Genomic DNA, 22,350 nt, shown 5'->3' with positions numbered 1-22,350 from the left:
GGCAAAACGGCAAAAGAGGGGATGTTACCAGCTTGGCAGGGCAAGCTAAAGAACCTCAAGCCAACACAAACAAAAAAGCCCGCCGAAGCGGGCTTTATTTTAGCGGTGGGGAACTTACAGCTTTGCCAATACCTTAGCCACTGTCTCACCCATCGCCGCAGGAGTTGGGGCAATAATCACGCCCAACTCTTTCAGCATCTCAACTTTCTCCGCCGCCGACTCGCCCACCGAGGAGATAATCGCTCCAGCGTGGCCCATACGGCGACCTTTCGGAGCGGTTAAACCGGCAATGTAGGCCACAACGGGCTTGGTCATATGTTCTTTGGCAAACATACCGGCTTCCACTTCTTGCGGTCCGCCGATTTCGCCGATCATCACCACGACTTTGGTTTCCGGGTCTTGCTCGAATTGTTCCAGGATGTCGCGGTGCGAGCTGCCATTGATCGGGTCGCCACCGATACCGACCGAGGTCGATACGCCGATGCCCAGCGCTTTCATTTGATCGGCCGCTTCGTAACCCAGGGTACCGGAACGACCAACGATGCCGACATTACCTTGCATATAAATATGCCCTGGCATAATACCCAGCATGGCTTTACCTGGACTGATGGTGCCGGCGCAGTTAGGGCCGGTTAAAACCATGCGTTTTTCCTTGGGAAATTTACTCAGGAAGATTTTGACTTTCATCATGTCCTGAGTCGGAATACCATCGGTGATCGATACACAGTATTTGATGCCGGCTTCGGCGGCTTCCATGATCGAATCGGCGGCATAAGCCGGCGGCACGAACACGATGCTGGCTTCGGCGCCGGCTTGCTCCACGGCGTCCTTGACGGTATTGAACACTGGGCGATCCAAATGTTTTTGCCCGCCTTTACCTGGCGTGACGCCACCGACCACATTAGAGCCGTATTCGATCATCTCCTGGGCATGAAAAGTACCAATCTTGCCGGTAAAGCCTTGAACGATGATGCGAGTGTTTTGATCGATAAAAATTGCCATGTCTGTTCCTTAAGCTTGCGCGGCTACAACTTTGTTACGGGCTTCGACCGCTTTCTCGGCGGCTTCCGCCAAGGTATTTGCCGTGATGATCGGCAAACCACTTTCTTCGATGATTCTGCGGCCTTCCTCGACGTTGGTGCCGGACAGGCGTACGACCAGCGGTACTTGCATGTCGATTTTCTTCACCGCATGCACCACACCCTCGGCGATCCAGTCGCAGCGGTTAATGCCGGCAAAAATGTTGACCAGCATGGCCTTGACGTTTTTATCCTGCAATACCATCCGGAAGGCTTTTTCGGTGCGTTCGGCCGAGGCGCCGCCGCCGACGTCCAGAAAGTTGGCCGGCTCGCCACCCGCCAGTTTGATCATATCCATCGTCGCCATCGCCAAGCCGGCACCGTTGATCATGCAGCCGATGTCGCCGTCCAGACCGACGTAGCTCAAACCTCGGTCAGCGGCCGCCATTTCCCGTGGGTCTTCCTGCGTTTTGTCGCGCAGTTCGGAGATTTTTTGGCGGCGGAACAAGGCATTGTCGTCAAAGCCCATTTTGGCATCTAGGGCGATCAACTCGTCGTGACCGGTGATGACCAAGGGATTGATTTCCACCATATTGGCATCCAGTTCGCGCATGGCACGGTAGCAGCCTTGAATCAATTTCACTGCTTGCGGAATCAGATCGGCATTCAAGCCCAAAGCAAAAGCCATTTCCCGCGCCTGAAAATCCTGCAAACCAACCGCAGGCTCGATGTAGATTTTTTTGATCGCATCCGGATTGTTTTCCGCCAATTCCTCGATTTCCATACCACCTTGCGCGGAACCGACCATGACGATCCGTTCCTGGGCGCGATCAATCAGCAGGCTGAAATATAGTTCCTTGGCAATATCGGTGCCGGCTTCGACATAGAGACGCAAGCACTGTTTGCCGGCCGGACCGGTTTGATGGGTCACCAGTTTTTTACCCAACAAGGATTCGGCGGCATCGCTGACTTCGTCGTGGGTTTTGCAGACTTTGATACCGCCGGCCTTGCCTCGGGCACCGGAATGAATCTGGGCTTTAACCACCCAAACATGGCCGCCGATGTCGCGGGCGCGTTGCACCGCATCTTCCGGGCTATAGGCCAAACCGCCGTCCGCTATTTTCACGCCGTAATCGGCCAATAGCTGTTTTGCTTGGTACTCATGAATGTCCATGGTATCTCTCTTGATTTAATAGGAATCTCGTAGGCTGGGTAGATACACCCAGCAACGCTTTTAAGCTGGGTATCCACCCAACCTAGGTTTGACTATTTGGTTTTGGCGGCAATCGCGTCGGCGGCACGGACGATGTTATTAGCCATCCGTTCGGAAGCTGCATCGATCAAACGACCGTCCAGCGCCGCAGCGCCTTTGCCTTGTGCGGCCGCTTCTTGCAAGGCCGCCAGGATACGCTTGGCTTTTTCCACTTCCGCAGCGGGCGGCGTGAATACTTCGTTGGCCAACGCGATTTGTGAAGGGTGAATGGCCCACTTGCCCTCGCAACCCAAAGCAGCAGCGCGGCGGGCACCGGCTTTGTAGCCTTCCGGATCTTTGATGTCGCCGAATGGGCCGTCGATAGGACGCAAGCCATAGGCTCGGCAGGCTACTGTCATTCGGCTGATCGCTGCGTGCCATTGGTCGCCGGGGTAATCGGGATTCAAACCGCCGATATTGACGGTACGGGCACGGTTGCTGGCCGCGTAATCGGCGACGCCAAAATGCAGGGCTTCCACCCGACCGCTAAGCGCACCTTGTTTGGCAATATCTTCGACGTTGGCCATGCCCAGTGCCGTTTCGATCAGGCACTCGATGCCGATTTTGTTTTTCAGGCCTTCCTGCATTTCCAGCTGCGACAGCATCGCGTCGACCATATAGACATCGCCGTAGACGCCGACTTTAGGAATCAGCAACGTGTCGATTTTTGCGCCGGCTTGCTCGACCAAGTCAACCACGTCGCGCACCATATATTGCGTATCCAGACCGTTGATACGTACGGACAGCGTGATGCCATTACCTTTCCAATCCAGATCGTTGATGGCCTGGATGATGTTTTTCCGCGCTTGCAGTTTATCGTCCGGCGCAACGGCGTCTTCCAGATCGAGAAACACAAAGTCCACACCGCTTTTTAAGGCCTTTTCAAACATTTCCGGACTGGAACCCGGTACCGCCAATTCGCAACGTTGCACGCGCTGGGCATTAGCTTCGTAAAGAGTGTGACTCATGTATGTTTCCTACGGTTGGTTGGCCGGCTAAAAAACCGCGCCATGTATGGGTTGAAGAACGTGACATTTTACTTTCAGGGCCTGCAATGTCAATTGCGCTTGTCAGCTTCGGTGCAGGTTTGCGCCAGTAAACGACTTGCCGAATCACGGCTTCTGTGGCAACATCCCGCGATTTTCTAAGCTTCCAAAATTCCAAGGAGACACCAGATGGCAGGTCGCAATCACCTATTTGTTCCAGGGCCAACCAATACCCCACATGAAATTCTGAGCGCGATGCATGTGCCGATGGAAGATCACCGTTCGCCTATCTTCCCTAAATTGCTGTCACCGATTCTGGAAGACCTGAAAAAAGTATTCCGCACCGAAACCGGCCAATGCTTCGTATTCCCCGCCACCGGCACCGCTGGCTGGGAAGTGGCGATGACCAACTGCCTGAACCAAGGCGATAAGGTATTGATTTACCGCTTTGGCCAATTCGGTCATTTGTGGGCGGAAGCTTCAAAAAAACTGGGCTTTGACGTGGAAATTCATCAAGTTGAATGGGGCAAAGGCATTCCTTTGGATCATTTGCAGGCGCGTCTTAACGAAGATAAAAACCGCGAAATCAAAGCCATTCTGGCGACACACAATGAAACTTCTACCGGCGTCACCAGCGACATCCTTGGCGTGCGCAAAGCGCTGGATACGGCAAGCCACCCTGCGTTGCTGTTCGTCGACGGCGTCAGCTCGATAGGCAGCCTGGATTTCCGTCAAGACGAATGGGGCGTGGACGCCAGCATCGCCGGCTCGCAAAAAGGCTTTATGTTACCTGCCGGCCTGGCAATTCTGGGCTTCAGCCAAAAAGCCCTGGCCGCGATTGATAACAGCAACTTCCCGCGTTCTTTCTTCTCATTGAAAGACATGGCAGCCTCCAATAAAGACGGCTACACCCCTTACACGCCATCCACACCGATGTTGTATGGTCTGCGCAAAGCACTGGAATTGTTGCTGGAAGAAGGCATGGAAAACGTCTACGCCCGCCACCATCGTCTGGGAGAAGGCGTGCGCCGTGCAGTCGCGGCCTGGGGCTTGCAAACTTGCGCGCAAGCAGGCTGGGACTCCGATACGGTCACCGCGATTGTGGTGCCGGCCGATAAGGATGCCCGCCACGTCATCAGCACCGCGTACAACAAATACAACATTTCGTTGGGCGCCGGTTTGAGTGAAGTGGCCGGCAAAGTGTTCCGCATCGGCCACGTTGGCGATATGAACGATGTTTCCTTGTTGGGTGCGATTGCCGGCGTGGAAATGGCTATGCTGGACCATGGCTTTGACATCAAAGCCGGCAGCGGCGTAGCTGCAGCCATCGAGTATTACCGCTCAACGGCTAAATAACATTCCTTAGATTTGGCGGGTGGCCTGCTTAACCAGCCACCCGTCATTCGATCAGCTAGCTATCCTCTCCGCCCTAGCCCCCCCCTATCACTGCCCAAAACAGGCGGATATACCGCTTCCCTGTACTTTAGAACACGAGACAAGCAGCTGTGTTTTGTGCTTTAAGCACCAAAACTAACCATCTTTTGCACCATTCCACACCAAAAACACCTGATTTTTCACATCGAAAACAATTAAAACATCAGTAATTACTTAAAATAAAAGACTTTTTAAATAAGGGCATTGCTATTGCTTGATATTTGTTTGAGTTATCTTCTGACTCCAAAGCCAAAGGAGAAAATCATGAGACACCGCCTATTGTTGTTAGCAGCACTGATCGCTCCTGCTCATGCGGAAATTCATGAACATGAGCCCACTGAAATTCACCATCAAGGATTGCTAAAAAACGCCACTCAAAATAGCTTGGCGCCAAATTCCGACTTTTTAGCACCCGGTCTATGCTGGCTACCCGGCAGCTTAACCGGCAACCATAGCGTCGACCAGATCAACACTTGCGTTATGGAAGCCATTTACACCTCAGGATTAAATCGCGGCAATACCATAGAAGCGCGCGAAATTGGCGCAATGAACTGGTCCGTGATGAACTATCCCGCCATCAGTAGCGGAGCCTGGTCATTTATCCCCGACATTGGTTACCAATTTCTAGTGGAAAAACGCGCAGATGCCCAAATCAATCAGCCATCCGTGACGGTGCTTAGTGAAAAATCCTTGTCATCTATGCCCCTCGCCACGCTAACTTGGTTCGTATTGGGCTGCATGCTGGGTTCTCTAGCATTGCTGCGCAGGAACCAAGAAAAGCTAGCTATCGTCGCCGATTAAATTTTTAGCGGGCGTTTGCACTGTTAATTTCAATTCTTTATAGTCCCATCTGCCGGTGCTTTGTTCAGCACCGGCATTGTCTGGGGCTAGTCCGCTATCTCCCGATCATCAGACGACAAAGCGTTGGGAGATGCGAATATGGCAAAAACTCTATATCAACTGTTAAACATACCCGAGTCCGCCGACGACCAACAAATCCATCGCGCATTCAAGGATATTGAACGCCATTTGCTAAAACGCGAAGACGACGCCGGCATCGATACACTGAACCGAACCCGAGAAGCATTTGTAATCCTGTCCGACGCCAATCGGCGCATCGCCTATGATCGTAAATTGGCAGCCAGCCGCTTGCCGCAGGATCTATCGCCACCTGCCGCTATCAACCGCCATCCTGCATCAACATGGTTGCAACGAGTTGCGATTGCCGCCCTGCTGCTATTTCCAATTGGCTCTTGGCTTTATCACGATCATCAGCAAACAAAACAACAAGCCGAACTAGAGCGCATCCAAAATGACAAGGCTATTGCTGCCGCCGAATTGCTAAAAAACCAGCGGGAGCAAGCGTTACGCGAAAATGAACAGATTAGCGCTCAATACCAAGACGAACAGCAAGCCAAACGCACGGAAATGGAATTAAGGCTCAGGCAACAGCAGCTGGATGACGCCAGAATACTGACCGAGCAACAGCTGCAAAACCAAGCTCGCGGCCTGGATTTAATGGAAAAACGTCTGAACACGGACGCGCGCGCGCAAGAACAAAACATCGCCGAACGCCAAGCCGAACTGCAATACCAAAAACCGGCGATGGCGATGGCCTTGCAAGAGCAAAAAGACCAACATTTGGCCCTGCAGCGGCAAAGATCCCTAAAGCAACACGATGAAAACATCGCCAGCATCAATAGTTTGCGGGCGGCGCGCTTGAAAGCCTACGACCGTGATCACGGCAATGGCGGCATAAGCACCTCCAACCCGGCCGTTGATCCTTGATCACCCCACAACCGATTCTAACCTGAAAGTACCTGACGTTTTACGATAGGAAATCCCATGAACAAACCCAAAGTCCTGCTTAGCCGCCGGTGGCCGGCAAGTGTTGAAGCCAAAATGCAAAGCCTTTATGACGTCACGCTGAATATCGACGACCATCCCTTGAGTGCTGACGAATTTAAGGCGGCATTGCAAAATTACGATGCGGTGTGCCCCAGCGTTTGCGATTCCCTGCCGGCCGAGGTGCTGAATGTCGCGAACAAGCGCTGCAAAATCCTGGGTAATTTTGGCGTGGGTTATAACCATATCGATATTGCCGCCGCCAAACAACAGGGGCTGATCGTCACCAATACCCCGGGCGTGTTGACGCAAAGCACGGCTGATATTGCGATGACTTTGTTACTGATGTCCGCACGGCGCGGCGCGGAGGGAGACAGGTTAGTACGTGCCGGCGCATGGGCCGGCTGGTGCCCAACGCATATGATGAGCAGCGATGTCACCGGCGCCACGCTCGGACTAGTCGGCTTCGGCCGCATCGCTCAAGCCATGGCGCGCAAAGCCCATCACGGCTTTGGCATGAAAATCTTGTATCTTAAGCCCAGTCCGGCAGACCCCGCCGTCGTTGACGAACTAAACGCGGAGCGTTGCGATACGCTGGAAGCACTATTACCGCGATGCGATTACGTGTCGCTACATTGTCCGGGCGGCAACGAGACTCGGCATTTAATCAATGAAAAAACCTTGAATTTAATGAAGCCTACCGCGCATTTGATCAATACCGCGCGCGGCGATGTGGTGGACAGCAAGGCTTTGATCAAAGCCTTGCAAGAAAAACGCATCGCCGGCGCCGGTCTGGATGTTTACGAAGGCGAACCCAACATAGATCAGGGCTTTTTGACACTGGACAACGCCACACTGCTCCCCCATCTGGGCAGCGCCACGATTGCAACGCGCACCGCGATGGGGGAAAAGGTGCTGGAAAATTTACAGGCCTATTTCACAGGCGCTGAACTGCCGGACAGGGTAGTTTGATGCTTCACTGCCCAACCTGAGGTAGTACGCAGTGAAGTCAAAGATGTGCTAAGCCAATTTAACCGAGGCTTTTTTACGCTTTTTCACACCCAATATACCCATTAAGCCCGCTAAAAATGACCAGACTGCGGCAGGCAGCGGCACAGCAGCGGGCTGCAAGGTGCCATTGATTGTTACATCGGTATAAAAACGCCTGGCCTCACCCTGAGCCAAGGTAAAGGTGTAAGTCATAAAACTATTATCGCCGGCAATCGCTAAGTCTGGATCGTAAGGCGTTACATTGAGTACGCCATTGTTGAAAAATGCATTACCCAACAACTGCGATGAAATCGCATCCGAAAAATCGAGAACGACATCCGTATCGGCATTGCCTTGAGCAGCGGCTTGCAGCGTGTAGTTAATAGTCAGCGCTATTTGCTGATCCTGGGAGCTTTCGTTCAAAAAATCCAGTTGATACCAACCAATATGTTGCGATGAAAAACTTCCCGCTGAAGCGTAGCCATTAACCGCAAACGTATGCGCCACACCAAAACCTAAGGAGGGCACGGCTACGGCATTATCGGAAGCCGGCTCAACAGCACCCACACTAGCGGGCGCAGCAAAAACGTAGGAGAACCCCGCATCGGTTGGGGCGTATGAACTGGTCGCCGTTATCCCATTCGCCAGACCACCAGTGGCAAACGAAATAGTCGCTTGGCTGCTGAATGAACTACTCGCTTGCGCGCTTTGGCCGACGCTTAATGCAGCCACAACCGCCAGACTGTTCAAAAGTTTTTGCTTGTTACTCGATATTTTCATTTCTAAATCCTAGGGCAACTGAATAATCCGCACCCAAACCGACAACATGCCGGCTTGGGTGACGGCACTAATAACTTAAGGGGTTTGTAAATAGCTCTCAAACGGTAACAACGGCGTTTGTGAACCATTTGCCCCTACAGGCGGAATCACCAGGAATTCTTCGATGGCCAACTCGGCATTCAACGGGTGGCCCGCCGTCACCGCAGTATGATCACCGACATGCCCATTGGGTACTTTGATTTCCGGATGGTCGAAAGGCGCTTTTTCATAACGCACTCGCTCATCGGTAAAAGTCTTCAGTAGCGCTAGCAAGTCGGCGCGCTGATCGGGCGCATTTGCCAGGGCGATATTGGAAACCAAGGTATGTCTATCCGGATTGTCGTTATTGCCTTTTCTTGAGTAAAACTCAATCACTTGCTCCAGCGTCGACATGCTGCCGTTATGCATATACGGACCAGTCAGTTCGATATTCCGCAAGCCCGGGATTTTGAACGCGGCCTTTTTGGCGACACCCAACTTTAATGGCGCCGACGTTAACGACGCATTGGCTGCGGCAATTGTCGGTATATTCCCTTTTAACGCATAATCGTTGATGCAATCCTGATTTTTTAGAACACCTTCGCGGGAGCCATCCGCTTGAATGCCGTTGGGAACCGTGAATGTCACCAGGTTGGTTGTCGTAACATTTTTGGCAATTTCGACCAGAAAATCGCAGCTGCGCACGCTTTTAACAACTTTGTCTTTTATGTTGGCGTAATTTCCGAGTAAATACTGAACGTATTGATCCGAATAAGACAAGGGGTTACCAAAATCGTCTAAAGCACCCAAACCCGGATCAGCCGCCGGATCCGCCACGCCGGTATTGGCAAAACCAAGATCCATCAGTTTAATACCGCCGACAGTGGTATTACGTGTTACCACGCTGACGTGCGGGCTAATCCCGGCAGCAGCTGCACCTCCATCAGGTCCAAGAGCGTCCAGCCCATAAGGTATCGACAAATCGCTACCATAAAATCCGTTTTGAGTTTCATCGCTCAGCAAGCTATTGACCGCAACCGCCGCACTGGTCAAGGTCGGACCGGAATGGCACAAATTACAGTGATTGTTGGTGAATGTTGCTAAGCCATTGTTTAAAGAATCGATTTCCGCCTGCGTTTTACCCATGCCCTCCCAGGTCGGCATATGCGTAATCGGATCGCGCGGGGTCAAATCAATAGGCGCCTGATCGGACACCAGGGTGCCTTGATACAGCTGTAAAGCGATACCAAAGAACATCGAAAAATTGGCTTCCATTTGATTGTAGGGCTCTTGTCCCGCCGGCGCGCCGAACGGGCCCGTCGTACTAAACGACCAGAATTTCGGGTTGAAAGCTCCCATAATCATGTTTTTATACGTTGTATTCAAACCGGGTTTAAGGCTGCCCGGCGTACTCAAACTCAGCGCACCCAAAACGCTATCTTGGTTGTGCACTTTCTGACCTTGCAGGGGCTGGCGCAATAGCAACTTTCTGCCGATATTTGGCCATTTGCGGCCGACGCAAGACATCTCGACATCGCTCAATGCCGGCCCCATAGCCAATGACGCGAGTGACGCATTTTCCAGCCTGAGCTTCTGTTTGGCGGCGCTTCTGGCACCGGTTTTCACCCAAACGCCCGCGTCGGGATCGCGGTCGCCCCAGGGACTAACGCCGTTATAGGTATTATTGGCTCGTCCATCCCAAAAATTTCTATGATTGAAAATGGCGTTTACCACTGTCGGGGCGTTTCTGGGCTCCACCCGGCGGGTTCCGGTACCATCGACATGGAATATCGGGTCTGCGGAACGGGCACATTGATCTTGCTCGCCGGTAAATTTTGATACGCCGGTAAAATTGCCGCTGAAGGTGCCGGATGATGAAACCACATCGTCCGTCGCAAAAGACACGCCGCTTGCCTTGTTCAAAGGATTATTAAAACGAAAGGTTGGAAAATCCGTGGTTTTAAGCGTGTAGTTTGGGCCACCGCTATCGACACCGGAAGGCAAACGCTCAAACGTTTCGGCAGTCGCTGTCGTACCTTTTAGACCAGGGTTCATTTGGTTTTTCACTCGGTTATCGGCACCGGCGTGAAAATGACAGGATCCGCATGCCATGCCGTCGCTGCCGACATTCACGTCCCAAAACAAAGCCTTACCTAAAGCAATCGCCTTTTGTTTATCCACCACAATTGGATCGTTACCATCCGTCGGTAAAAAATTTACCGACAACTCGCCCAACGTACCTGCCACTTTTGGTATCGGCACGTTCTGCAACGGCATCGGCTGCGGCCCGTGAGCGAAAGCTAACGGCAAGCAAAATAGCCAGACTGCGGTTGTCCAACCCAACTTATTCATAACTCGCATAATTACCTCGTCTAAATGCAAACTTTTTTAAATTTGAAGTCAATAAGCAAAAATAAAACCATTTACATAATTACTATTTAAAACATGTGGTTATATTGATCTCAACACTTCCAGCAGCGTATCTGAAGTAGGCAATGCGTCATTTGACACAATTTGATCGATACATCCAGGCAAATACCGAATCAGGAATTGAGCGGACAGTGGATAGAAGCCGGCAAGCGCAAAACGATGCCACTAGCCCCCCTAAAATCTGCTCAAAAAAAAGGGGTGGCGTTACCCGCCACCCCTTCCAACGTACAGCAATAGATCACTTATTAACCCGGCCCGTATCGCACTGAGCCTGCCGGATGACACACCCCATGAGCTTCGACTAGCTCAGCCTTTATGCTCCTGAAGCTACGAACGGAATACCAATACTGGCAAATAGGGGCGGGTTAATAGTCGGCTTACGCTGCTAATGGACTATTCTTCTTCCGTCCGAAAGACAGCAGCCCCAACAACCCACTACCAAACATCCAGACAGCAGCTGGCACAGGCACAGCAGCCGCAGTCTGCTCAATCACGACATTGTCCAAATGCATTTTATACGGGAGTCCGGCTGTGACGAAGGAATCAGGCTCACCGAGAAAATGAATCCAAAACGCACTGATATTTTGGAACCCGCTATTGAGCACCAAAGTACCGCTAAAGTTATTAGCAGCAGTATTGGAGACAGTTTGATATGCCACTCTAGTAGCGTAATCGGTGCCGTTACCACCAGATAGACCGGCGTTATCCGCTTGACTAAAACCTAAAATTTCCCAAGTACCAGCACGCGCATTACCCGCACTAATTCCAAATGGCGCGGAAAAATCCATTTGCGTCAATGAGAACGCGCTACCATCAACAGCACGCATGTAGATACCTGAAGAGTCGTTGTGATATGCCACTTCATACAACGGCGTTACGCCATCCGGCGCAATATCGTTCAATTCCTGATGTAAATGGTTAGTTGGATTAGCGTCACTAACCACACCCATCACAAACCCAGACTCGGCATAACAGTCTGCACAGACACCGGTCGCGGCAGTATTGGCATGACCGCCGTAGGCTGCTTGATTCATGCCATCAAAGTTGATGGTGGTGGTAGTCGTTGCCGCGGAAGCCGCACCCGACACAGACGCCATACCTGCAAGCAGTAATGCGCTGATTGTGCTTAACTGATTCATCTATCAAATCTCCTTTCTTGGGTTAATTTTAAAAATTTGAAATTTGCTCTAGCGTCATCCTTTGACTTAAAAATTCCAACGAATTACTTAACGATTGACGACACAATCGCCAACTCCTGACAATCCCCGTAAAAACACTAAAGCAAAAGCCAGACCACATTCCTTAACCCTTTAAAAATCATACCGAATAAGCTCGAACGCCTCCGCCAAATCAACTCAGTAAAAACGCTAATAAAATGAACTATGTTAAATAACTTACGCATAGTGCTTGATATGCCCCGCAACCATCCCAGGCAAAACTCAGCCCGCGAGCCTGAACACCACACAAATCTGACTCGCTTATCACCAATTCCAAGCGCAACCCGCTTATCTGCCCCCCAATCTTAAATAGGTACGGTTCCTGCATACAGGAATCCACTCCTATTCCTTTTGCAACTTATGAACAAAGCGCATTTTTTCTTCCCGTTATTATTGCTTGGCAGTTTTTCCACAATCGCAGCCGAACTGGGCCAACCCGCCCCTGCCTGTCCGGCCGTGTTCTCAGAGAACAAGCTATCAGTAGATCCAAGCAACTTCAAAGGCAAGGTGGTTTTACTGGATTTTTGGGCCACTTGGTGCCCGCCCTGCATCAAATCCATGCCTTTCTTCAATGAGCTACACCAGGAGTTGGGCAAGGACGGCTTCGAGGTGTTAGCAGTTAATCTCGATGAAGACCGTGATGCGGTGAGCCAGTTTTTAACTGAACACCAAGTAAATTACCCGATTGCCTTCGACCCGCAAGGCGAATGCCCGAAAATATACGCTGTTAAAGCCATGCCCTCTTCTTACTTGCTCGACAAATCCGGCATAGTCAGAAAAATCCATCTGGGCTTCCGCGATAGCGATCAGGCGCTACTGAGAGAGCAAATCAAATCTTTACTCAGCCACTGAGGGATTTCAGAACAACAATGGACCAGTTGAATAGGCTTTTTATGCTTTTGTTGATATGCGGCATTTGTGTTGTTGCAGGATGCGCCGAAGTTTCGCCCTGGGAAAGAGGGAATCTAGCCAAAAGAGATATGGCGCTCAATCCTAAACCAAACTTAAGCCATTTCCGAGACCATATTTTCACTAGCAAGGAAGCGTCTCAAGGTGGATTGAATGGCAGTGGTGGCGGCTGTGGCTGTAACTAACGATAAACACAAGGCGCTTGCCGCGCTGACTTCAGCCGCTCTGGCACTGCCGGGGCTCCAAGCTCAGGGAGCCACACCCGCTACGCAAGCGGAAGCCAATTTTCAATACGGCCACTATCAGGAAAGCGACAACCGTATGGCGGTTGACGTCTATCACGCCGACTTTACCGTGCCTTATAAGGACACGCTTGAGTTGTCGTTTAGCATAGACCGGGACACCTATAGCGGGGCAACGCCGGCATTCAGCATGCCGGCGGCCATGGCAAACCAGCTAAACTATAACGATGGCATATTAAGCTTGGTGGACATTGTCTCGGCGGCTTCTTCCGGTGTTAGCGCAGCAACACTCACCACCCCAGCCGGACTAAACAATTTTCAAGCCTTTAAGGATGTTTACGATCCAGGCCAAGCGCAAATTTTATCCACGGTTAACGCTCTTAAAGACCAAGCAGGATTGTCGATAGCGCCATCACCCAGCAGCGGCACAATTAATTTCGACGGTATGAGTCAAGCGGCATACGGCGGCCATGCCAATATTGCTGCAACCGGCCTCTGCGCCGACTGTTACGCGGAGTCCGGATTCGTGACCGGTGTAGTAAGCGACAGCAACCCCACCAACCATTTGCATCAGGAACTGAACGGCATTGCCGCCGACGGCGTCACGCCTTTGTACCAAGTGGCTTATCACAATGACTCTTCAGGCATCTATATTCGCGCTCAGGACGGACAGGCATTCGATTTAAATTCCATGAGTTTTTCCGCCCCTTGGGGGATAGCAAATGGCAATAGGAGAACAGGCAGTTGGGAAATTTTAGGCTTCAGCCAAGCGCAAAATGTCAATTTATCCAGCGGTGACGGCACCAACTATGCGACACGGGCAGCTTACAAAAATGTTAACAACACCAGTACGGACAGCTTTAGCGGCGTCATGGTGCTGGGCAACGACTTTAAAAACATTTACGCGGTCTGGATTCATTTTGTTGGCGAGCCTGATTCATTTGTAAGCCCCGGACTCCCCTACAAAATGCGCCTGGATGACGTCAGTTATTCCCGGCTGACCGGCGCCGACGCCGCGACCATTGCCCAATACAATCAACAAGTCTCAGCCATCAATGCCATGCAGGCCAACTTGTTTCAACAGCTGGTGATCGATGCGTATAGAAATGTCCTGAATCGGATGATTCCGCCGATGTCCTCCATCGTGCAGAAATATCAGCAGCAACCGCTGGAAACCCGCACCATGCCGACTTTCAGCGGCAAATATTATTTTGCCGACAACACCTTGGCATTTTCCGGCGGCATGTCCGAAGAACCAGACTTTATCTCCAATTTTGGGTCGGTGACTTTAAGCCACGAATTTAACAACAAATTAAGTACCGTATCAGCCGGCTATAATGTTGCCAGCAATCAAATTACGCGCAGCACCGACGCCGCCCACGGCTCAGCCGACGAACACACCCATGGCGACCATGACAATTCTCCCAATTATCAAGCACTGAATGAGACCAGCGCATCCCATGGTTTTAATCTAGGTTTCTCGCAAATTTTAAGCAAAAACGCCTTGTTCCATTCGTCCGCCAGCTACACGCGGCAAAGCGGCTATTTAAGCAACCCTTATAAGTACGTCTACATCCGCGGCGAAGTGACGCCGGAAGAATATTATCAAATCTATCAAGGCTCTAACGGTGCGCCTATCGACTGGCATGCCATCACCAAACTGGAAATGGTCGGTACCGAGCTGTTTCGGGAAGTAAGGCCGGACCTACGTAATCAATGGTCTATTTCCAACCGCATCAACCAATATATTCCCTCCCTGGATGCCTCGGTACATTTTGATTACCGTTTTTACGCGGACGACTGGGGGGTAAATTCGCATACCGTTGAGCTCAAATGGTATCAATCCTTGCCGATGGGCATTACCGTTACGCCGAGTTTTCGCTATTACTCGCAATCGCAAGCCGAATTTTTTGCGCCGTATTTTTTGGCGCCGCGCGCCGACGGCCACTACTCCAGCGATTTTCGCCTAGCCGATTTTGGTGCCTTGAGCGGCGGCATTACCTTCAGCAAACAATTCAATAAAGGGGTGACGCTGGATGCCGGCTTTGAGTATTACACGCGGCAAAGCGGCTTGAAACTGGGCGGTGGCCTGGATAACAGTTACGCGGACTACAGCTATTACATGGTGCATGGCGGATTGAACGTCAATCTGTCCGCGTTAAGTTCGCAGTCGGGCGAACATGCCCATCACCTGCATCATGACCACGGTGCGCCGCTACCCGCCGGCGTTATGTTCGGCCATATGATGAATACGCCCGGCGAGCTGATGGTCGGCTATCGGTACGCCTACACCAATCAAACCGGCGGTATGCAATATGGCTCGGGCACCGTGAACGATGCATCTTTGTTGAACTCAGCCTGCGGCAACTACCAATGCGCCTCGCGTCCCAGCGAAATGAGCATGAATATGCACATGCTAGACATCATGTACGCGCCCACCGATTGGCTGAATTTGATGCTGATGCCACAAATCATGGACATGAAAATGTCGCTATCGAACATACCCGGCTCCACCGCTACCAATGAACATGGCAGCGGCCATAGTAGCGGCGGGCTGGGCGATACGATTATGACCGCCATGTTTAAGACCTTCGATACGCCTAACCATCACCTGCATGTAGGATTGGGTGTTAGTGCGCCAACCGGTAGTAACGAAGTAACCGTAGACGGGCAAGACGCCCTGACCAGCCAAGTCCAGGATTACGGTATGCAGCTCGGTAGCGGCACTTGGGATTTCAGACCCAGCTTGACCTATACTGGGGAATTCGAGGACTGGTCTTGGGGCGCACAAATGAGCGGCATCAAACGTATGCAGGATAGGAATCGTGTTGGTTATGTTCTGGGCGACGCATTCCAATCTACCGCTTGGGGCAGCTACAAAGTATTAAATTGGCTTTCTACCTCGGTTCGCGGCATTTATTCCGAACAAGGCGCGATTAAAGGCCAATTCAACCGCAATCACTCGCTGAACTCGACAGTAGATCACCCCGGCAACTATGGCGGACGCTTTTGGGACGTCGGTTTGGGTTTAAACGCCACCCTCCCTAACGGCCCACTTGCCGGCCATAATTTCAGCATCGAGTGGCTGCAACCGATTGCTAACGATTTCAATGGGCACCAGCTTGAAAGAGAAGGCACCTTAAATGCGACATGGACTTTCGGCTTTTGAGTGTGCAGGTCGCTTAGCCCACTTTTTAATCCGGCATCAGATACCCCGATATTTCTCACAACGTTCATAAGCGTTCGCTATTCAAGTATCGCCAAAACAGCCTTCCGCGCTAACTGGAATAGCGTTTCTGTTGAAACTAGGCCATTTCACGCAAAGTGCGGCATATCACACACCTCAAACAATCAAAGACGCTTATTTCTTTATATTTCATTGCTTTACGAATGGCACACTATGTGCTTTGAACACAATGTGTCTTACTCAGACACATTACTTAGAAGACATAAAGTGCTCGTCGTTGTTAGCAAACTTTTACAACAGCTTCAGCGCCGCCACACATGCTTCTAAATATACCTAAGGCCGGCACCCTCCCCCTTTCCAGTCGGCAAACCTATTTAATGCGAGGAATTACATGCTAAAAACCAAGTTATCCCAGGCCATCGCTTTTGCTATGACCGGCATCGCTATTACCGCTGTTTCCAGCACAGACGCCGCTGCGGCGACTGTCTCTTATAACGCTTTCAACCATGACCGTTCAGCGCCTAACGCGCTGGTGTCCGGCGGCAACGGCACCGACGGCTGGATGAGAACCGGCACAAACGCCTGCGGTTCGGCGGGCAGCACTTGCGGCAATGGCCCAACCACCAGCAACAATCCAACAAAAGTTACCTCTGGAGGCGCAGGAAATGCGGCCGTGCCCTGGGTTGGTAACGATGCGCGTACTGATGCGAACTTCAACTATACCGGCACACAGACATTAAACTGGACGGCGGTCATTGGCGCCGGCGAAACTGCAGTAGTATCCAGACTGGATTCCAACACCCGCTACGGCGGTACTGTCCTGGCGGACGGCACGACGTTCAACTATGCGGATATCGATACCGCTAAAGGCGCATGGCATGACGGCGCTAGCGACGGCTGGAAGCACGACACCGACATCGGTTTGTTCAAATCCAACGTCACTCAGACCGTCACCCTTTCTATTTCCAGCCTGCTGGGCAACGGTACACTTAACGAAACGCCGGACTATGGCTTTACGGTGTTTGAAGGCAAAAACACCGGGACCACCAACTATTCCCACCATGGCGCCTGGCATTCGATTGACCCAGCCAGCGCGCAAGCGGTAGGTAATAATGACACCCAAATTACCGACCCCAATCCATTCGGCGGCAGCGGACTCACCGCCCTGATACTGGATGATGTTGTAGGCAATAGCGCTACATTCACCGCCGAGGCCGGCAAGATATACACCATCATGCTTGGCGGCTTTCAGGGGGGCGACTGGATCGAAACCCGTAACGACTATCAACTGACGATTGCGGCCGTTCCCGTGCCGGGCGCGGTATGGTTGTTTGGTAGCGCTTTAGCCGGTTTTGTTGGCCTGCAACGTCGTAAACGTACACTGGCATAACACATCAAAGCCTTTAAGCCATCTCAACCTGTTCGGCCCATGCGCGGTCGAGCAGGTTATCTGGGCAAACATCATGACATCATAATAATCTTAAGAATCTTTCCCTGGCTCTTACGCCTGAGTGTCATACTCTCTCACCCCTAAAGTAAAATATCAAAAACACATGGCGGGTATTCGCCAAACTTGGCCGCCCCCATCTCAAAAACTTTTTTGAAGCCTGAATCAATAAACCATACTCACCATGCCCCAATTCATGCAACTCGGCCAAGCCGCCGTCCAACAAAAAAATTTCAGCGAAGCGGTGGTATGGTTTACCAAGGCAGCGGCGGAAAGCCCTAAAGATCCGCAAATCAAGGCCTGCTTGGGACAATCGCTATGCTGGCTGGGGCAGCGCGAGGAAGGCTTGGCGCACCTTCATCAGTCCGGGCAGCTGCTTTTAAAAAAATCCCGAAAAAGCCGCGACATCGGCCTGGCTCTGGATATGGTCGACCAATTGCAGTATTGGAACGATTTTCCCGGTGCACTGGCGCTATGCAAACAAGCTGTGCAAATCAATCCGGGGCAATTGCGCGGCTATCAATTGCTGGCCTTGACCTATTCTCGTTTAAATCAAAAAAAACTCGCCCTCGCAGCCGGTAGACAAGCATTGAAATTGGCGCCGAACAGCGCAGTATTGGCGATATTACTCGCCACTCTGGAAGCTGCCGATGGCCTGAACCAAGAAGCCAAACAACGTTTGGAAAAGGTATTGCAAAATGCCTTATTGACCACCGAAGAAAGGTTCCGGGCCCATAAAGAGTTGGCCCGCATCCTGGACAAGCTTGGAGAATATGAACGGGTTTTCCCGCATTTGCATGCGGCTGCCGAACAGGCACCGCGTCTGGCGGAAGTAAAACGCCAAGACGCCGGTTTAGTGCCAAAAATGCTAGCAACGCATAAGACGGAATTTGATAGCGAACTACTCGGTCGCTGGGCCAATACCGAATTCCCCACCGACCAACCCGCACCGGTTTTTCTGTTGGGTTTTATGCGCACCGGCACTACCCTGACCCAAGAAGTGCTGGCCGCCCATCCGGAAATTTTTGTCGCTGACGAAACCGACTTGGTTATCTCGATGGCGAAGGAACTTAAGCGAATATCGAATGGACAAGGTAGCGTTGCCGAGCAACTACGCAAGCTCGATTTAGCAGGCGTGCTGCACTTACGTGCGTTTTACTGGCACCGGGCCCGCGCCTTGTATGGCGATAAGATCGGCACCCGATTATTGCTGGATAAAACCACGATGAACACCATCGATCTGGGCTTGATCAACTGCATTTTCCCGGACGCCAAGCTGGTATTTTTGTTGCGCGACCCGCGTGACGTTTGCTTGAGTTGCTTCATGCAAACCATGTTGCCGACGCCATCAACGGTGCAATTGCTAAGCTGGGAAAGCACTGCGCGGTTTTATGCGCAAGTCATGGACTGGTGGCTGACTATCAAACCCAAACTAACGATGGGTTTTATCGAGTTTCGATACGAAGACGCGGTATTTGATTTCGAACCGGCATTCCGAAAGGTATTTGATTTTATTGGTTTGGAGTGGGATCCTGGGGTTACTGAATTCCATAAAAAAGCAGCCGGCAAGTACATCGCCAGCCCTAGTTTTAGCCAGGTCGCGCAACCTTTATATTCATCATCAGTTGGCCGATGGCAGCGTTATCGGGCGGAATACACTTCCATCCTGCCTGAACTGCAACCATTTATAAACGAGTTTGGCTACGAAAATTAGTTTTAATTGAGCACTGGGGACGGGATTCATATCCCGGAACCCGGCCTACTCAAAGCGATTGGTTTTGCCAGCCATTAACCTAGAACAGCCGATCCACATCAACTGAACACAGTTACGTCGCAAGCCACTCAGTCCGACCGCAAGGCCTCGATAGTCTGCAATTTAAGGTAAATAACCCAATTTCCGACACGCTAAATAGCCAAAACTCGTCCACCGGAAGAGCTCACCCCCCAAAACCGGATAAATAATGCCGGAATTTGCAGAACAAAAAAATATTTCCCAACAAAAGCCTCTAAAACATACCCTCTAGCGAAAACTTACAGCACTTTTAGCGCCGGCAATCTAAATGACTATGTCATATAACGCATAGATAGGGCATATGACACACTTATCCAAAAGCTAGAAATTTGACATATCGAAAAAATCATCTAGCGACCCGAAGAAGCTTGTTCTCAGCTGAAAAAAAATCAGCATCAAATAAATTCTTATCATTGATTTATATAAGTTTTTTCAACAAGATTACAATAAAACACATTCGGGCATGGCTATTGCTTTGGCCTGGGGGATGCCGCGCTGGAACACAATTTAATTGGTTACCATGATCAGAAACATCCGGAACCGTGCTTTCTATCAAATCCCGTCGTTGTCCGCCGCATCAGCCTTATTTAGCTCAACCCAGGATTATAAGCATGAAAAAACAATTAAAAATTCCCTTGGCTTTTGTCGCCGCCATCGCCTTGGGCTATGCTCTTACCCCCAAACCGGAAGCCCCCTTCACCGGCCACGGCAATGTCGATGCCTTAAGTAAAGTATACGAACGCTGGAAAACCGCACACGAACAACAAGGAAACCTGGAGGTTTTGCGTGTCGGCCTGGGCTTTTCGCGAGCACAATCTCGGCAATTTACCGCTGCCAATGGTGAAGCGGCATTGAATCTGCTGAATGGCCAATTAAGCGTGGCGGTCAGCGGCTTATCCAATCAAGAACAATACGATGTGTGGCTGCTGGATAATCACAAATCCGGCAATAACCTAAACGATAAAGCAATCAAAATTGGCCCATTGTCGGCTCATGAAGATAAACATTTACTGACAACCCAATTGGACCGCGACCGCTTCACCGGCTTTACGATGGATGCCGTCGCGATTGCCAAAGCCGGAGAGACACCGCAAACCGGCGGCCTGTTATTCGGCTCACCAAGCTTGCTGCAACGGCTGTATTACACCGAACGCTATTGGCCGGCGGCAACCATAGGCGCCGTAACGGCAGAAGAGAACGCCCGCCCCGCACAAGCGGCGTTCGAATTTTTATTGCCCAAAACCGCGCAAGCCGCAGTAACTTCGTCGGCGGCCACCTCGCCCGAACAACTGACGCAACTGATCGCCACCGGGCAACAGCTGTTTACCGAACAAACCTTTAACGGCAACGGCCGTACTTGCGCCACTTGCCACAGGCCGGACAACAACCACACCATCGATCCCAGCTACATTGCCAAACTGCCGAAAACCGACCCGCTATTTGTAGCCGAGACCAATCCGGTATTGGCCGATCTGGAAAAACCGGCGCTGCTCAGACAATTTGGTTTGTTCGTGGCCAATGTCGATGGCTTCGATAGGCCGCCAGTCATGCGTAGCTCCTCGCATCTGCTAGGTATTGCCAACACCCTGACCTTCGAAAAAACCATCAACCCAGGTTACGGCAACGGCGAATTCACTCAGGATACGGATTATTTCAACGCTCACGACCCCGAAGCGCAGCAATCCGGTACGCATACGCATGCTATCGGTTGGTCTGGAGACGGCGCCCCCGACGGCGGGTCGCTGCGAGATTTCGCCAAGGGGGCCATTAAACAGCATTTGCCCAAAACCCTGATTCGCGCTGAAAACATCGACTTTAGATTGCCTACCGAAGCCGAGCTGGATGCGTTGGAAGCTTATATGCTGTCTCTGGGCCGCAGTGAAGAAATCAATCTTGCCAATATGTATTTCAAGTCGCCGCTGGTGCAAAACGGCTTGCTGTTGTTCAACACCAAAAACAATCCCAAACTTGCGGATGGTACGGTGCTATTCGGCACTACCGGCAACTGCAACGGCTGCCATTCCAACGCCGGTGGCATCAGTTCCACCACCAACGCCAATCCTACCCGGGACACCGGCGTCGAGCGCATGCGCGACCAATTGCATCATTTGGCCGATCCAAATCTGGCCTACGATGGTGGTTTCGGACAAACGCTACAAACCGATTGCGGTCCAAATTTCGATCAGACTTGTTATAGCGACGGTAGTGTCGCACCGGCCGGCACCACGACGCGCCCAGCGGGACATCAGGGATTGAATCGTTTTAACACGCCATCGCTGATAGAAGCTGCCGATACCGCGCCGTTCTTCCACAACAACAGCGTGACCACTCTGGAAGAGACCGTAGCGTTTTACAGCTCGGATGCATTTAACAGTTCACCGGGCGCATTTACCTCAAGCAAAGCCAACCGCCAAGGCAAACTGGATTCGTCGCAAGTGATTGCCGTTGCCTTGTTCCTGCGCTCCATCAACGTGCTGGAAAACATCCGCAGCTCCAATCTTTTGGATCAAAAAGCGATTACGTTGAACGGTGACCAAAGTGTCAAAACCTTAAAACTGGCGATTGCCGATACTCAGGACGCTATCGACGTACTTAAGGAAGCTGTCATTAATCCCTATCCGGATGCGTTAGACAAACTGCAGCAAGCGCTCTATTACGAAACACAGGCAACGAACAAGCTTTATCCAAACCGCACAACGCTCATGCAAAACGCGATCAATCTAAAGAATCAGGCACGAAGCATGATAGTCAGCGGCGGTTAGCATCTGCGGGCCGGGACGGACATGTTCCAGTCCCGGCATT

General features: G+C 51.4%; 16 protein-coding genes. 10 read left to right on the top strand and 6 right to left on the bottom strand.

The features are described from left to right. Window positions 1-114: 114 nt before the first annotated feature. The 3 genes from sucD to ACMXD4_RS09660 form a co-directional block, all read right to left on the bottom strand. Entirely contained in the window at window positions 115-1,002 is an 888-nt protein-coding gene (sucD, locus tag ACMXD4_RS09670) for a succinate--CoA ligase subunit alpha (protein ID WP_415880612.1), read from the bottom strand. A gap of 9 nt (window positions 1,003-1,011) precedes the next feature. Further along, window positions 1,012-2,193, bottom strand: coding sequence for a malate--CoA ligase subunit beta (locus ACMXD4_RS09665; RefSeq protein ID WP_033156533.1), 1,182 nt, complete (start codon window positions 2,191-2,193; stop codon window positions 1,012-1,014). A 92-nt stretch (window positions 2,194-2,285) separates the two neighbouring features. Then, window positions 2,286-3,239 (bottom strand): HpcH/HpaI aldolase/citrate lyase family protein, encoded by a 954-nt coding sequence (locus ACMXD4_RS09660; protein ID WP_415880611.1) that lies wholly within the window; start codon window positions 3,237-3,239, stop codon window positions 2,286-2,288. Between the two features lie 207 nt (window positions 3,240-3,446). On the opposite strand from ACMXD4_RS09660, the gene ACMXD4_RS09655 reads away from it, so the two are divergent. The 4 genes from ACMXD4_RS09655 (at window position 3,447) to ACMXD4_RS09640 (ending at window position 7,508) form a co-directional block, all read left to right on the top strand. Continuing rightward, on the top strand, window positions 3,447-4,613 hold the full coding sequence (locus ACMXD4_RS09655; protein WP_415880610.1) for an aminotransferase class V-fold PLP-dependent enzyme: 1,167 nt from the start codon (window positions 3,447-3,449) through the stop codon (window positions 4,611-4,613). Between the two features lie 342 nt (window positions 4,614-4,955). Continuing rightward, window positions 4,956-5,492 carry a hypothetical protein gene (locus ACMXD4_RS09650; RefSeq protein WP_319963184.1) on the top strand — a complete coding sequence of 179 codons (537 nt, stop codon included), beginning with the start codon at window positions 4,956-4,958 and terminating at the stop codon, window positions 5,490-5,492. Between the two features lie 138 nt (window positions 5,493-5,630). Then, complete coding sequence (locus ACMXD4_RS09645; RefSeq protein WP_415880609.1) at window positions 5,631-6,479, top strand: hypothetical protein; 849 nt, start codon at window positions 5,631-5,633, stop codon at window positions 6,477-6,479. 57 nt (window positions 6,480-6,536) lie between these two features. Continuing rightward, window positions 6,537-7,508 carry a 2-hydroxyacid dehydrogenase gene (locus ACMXD4_RS09640; RefSeq protein ID WP_415880608.1) on the top strand — a complete coding sequence of 324 codons (972 nt, stop codon included), beginning with the start codon at window positions 6,537-6,539 and terminating at the stop codon, window positions 7,506-7,508. Window positions 7,509-7,556: 48 nt separating this feature from the next. Here ACMXD4_RS09640 and ACMXD4_RS09635 read toward each other — a convergent pair whose 3' ends face one another. The 3 genes from ACMXD4_RS09635 to ACMXD4_RS09625 form a co-directional block, all read right to left on the bottom strand. Continuing rightward, entirely contained in the window at window positions 7,557-8,306 is a 750-nt protein-coding gene (locus tag ACMXD4_RS09635; RefSeq protein WP_415880607.1) for a hypothetical protein, read from the bottom strand. A 75-nt stretch (window positions 8,307-8,381) separates the two neighbouring features. Next, entirely contained in the window at window positions 8,382-10,685 is a 2,304-nt protein-coding gene (locus ACMXD4_RS09630) for a cytochrome c peroxidase (RefSeq protein ID WP_415880606.1), read from the bottom strand. A gap of 446 nt (window positions 10,686-11,131) precedes the next feature. Continuing rightward, a complete protein-coding gene (locus ACMXD4_RS09625; RefSeq protein WP_415880605.1) occupies window positions 11,132-11,893 on the bottom strand; it encodes a hypothetical protein in 762 nt (253 codons plus the stop codon). Window positions 11,894-12,331: 438 nt separating this feature from the next. Between ACMXD4_RS09625 and ACMXD4_RS09620 the strand changes: the two genes are divergently transcribed. From ACMXD4_RS09620 to ACMXD4_RS09595, 6 genes are all read left to right on the top strand, one after another. Continuing rightward, window positions 12,332-12,823, top strand: a complete 492-nt coding sequence (locus ACMXD4_RS09620) for a TlpA family protein disulfide reductase (RefSeq protein WP_415880604.1) — start codon at window positions 12,332-12,334, stop codon at window positions 12,821-12,823. A 17-nt stretch (window positions 12,824-12,840) separates the two neighbouring features. Then, entirely contained in the window at window positions 12,841-13,065 is a 225-nt protein-coding gene (locus tag ACMXD4_RS09615) for a DUF4266 domain-containing protein (RefSeq protein ID WP_415880603.1), read from the top strand. Then, window positions 13,034-16,291 carry a DUF3570 domain-containing protein gene (locus ACMXD4_RS09610; protein ID WP_415880602.1) on the top strand — a complete coding sequence of 1,086 codons (3,258 nt, stop codon included), beginning with the start codon at window positions 13,034-13,036 and terminating at the stop codon, window positions 16,289-16,291. Before ACMXD4_RS09615 ends, ACMXD4_RS09610 begins: the two co-directional genes overlap by 32 nt. 691 nt (window positions 16,292-16,982) lie before the next feature. Continuing rightward, on the top strand, window positions 16,983-17,699 hold the full coding sequence (locus ACMXD4_RS09605) for a VPLPA-CTERM sorting domain-containing protein (protein WP_415880825.1): 717 nt from the start codon (window positions 16,983-16,985) through the stop codon (window positions 17,697-17,699). Window positions 17,700-17,940: 241 nt separating this feature from the next. Continuing rightward, window positions 17,941-19,470 (top strand): tetratricopeptide repeat-containing sulfotransferase family protein, encoded by a 1,530-nt coding sequence (locus ACMXD4_RS09600; RefSeq protein ID WP_415880601.1) that lies wholly within the window; start codon window positions 17,941-17,943, stop codon window positions 19,468-19,470. Between the two features lie 689 nt (window positions 19,471-20,159). Further along, window positions 20,160-22,310 carry a hypothetical protein gene (locus tag ACMXD4_RS09595; protein ID WP_415880600.1) on the top strand — a complete coding sequence of 717 codons (2,151 nt, stop codon included), beginning with the start codon at window positions 20,160-20,162 and terminating at the stop codon, window positions 22,308-22,310. The last annotated feature ends 40 nt before the right edge of the window (window positions 22,311-22,350 follow it).

Origin of the sequence: Methylomonas sp. TEB (genome assembly GCF_047777895.1) — a bacterium.
Lineage (GTDB): Bacteria > Pseudomonadota > Gammaproteobacteria > Methylococcales > Methylomonadaceae > Methylomonas.
Note: the sequence above shows the minus strand (reverse complement) of the source record. Positions and strands in the feature narration are given on the sequence as shown.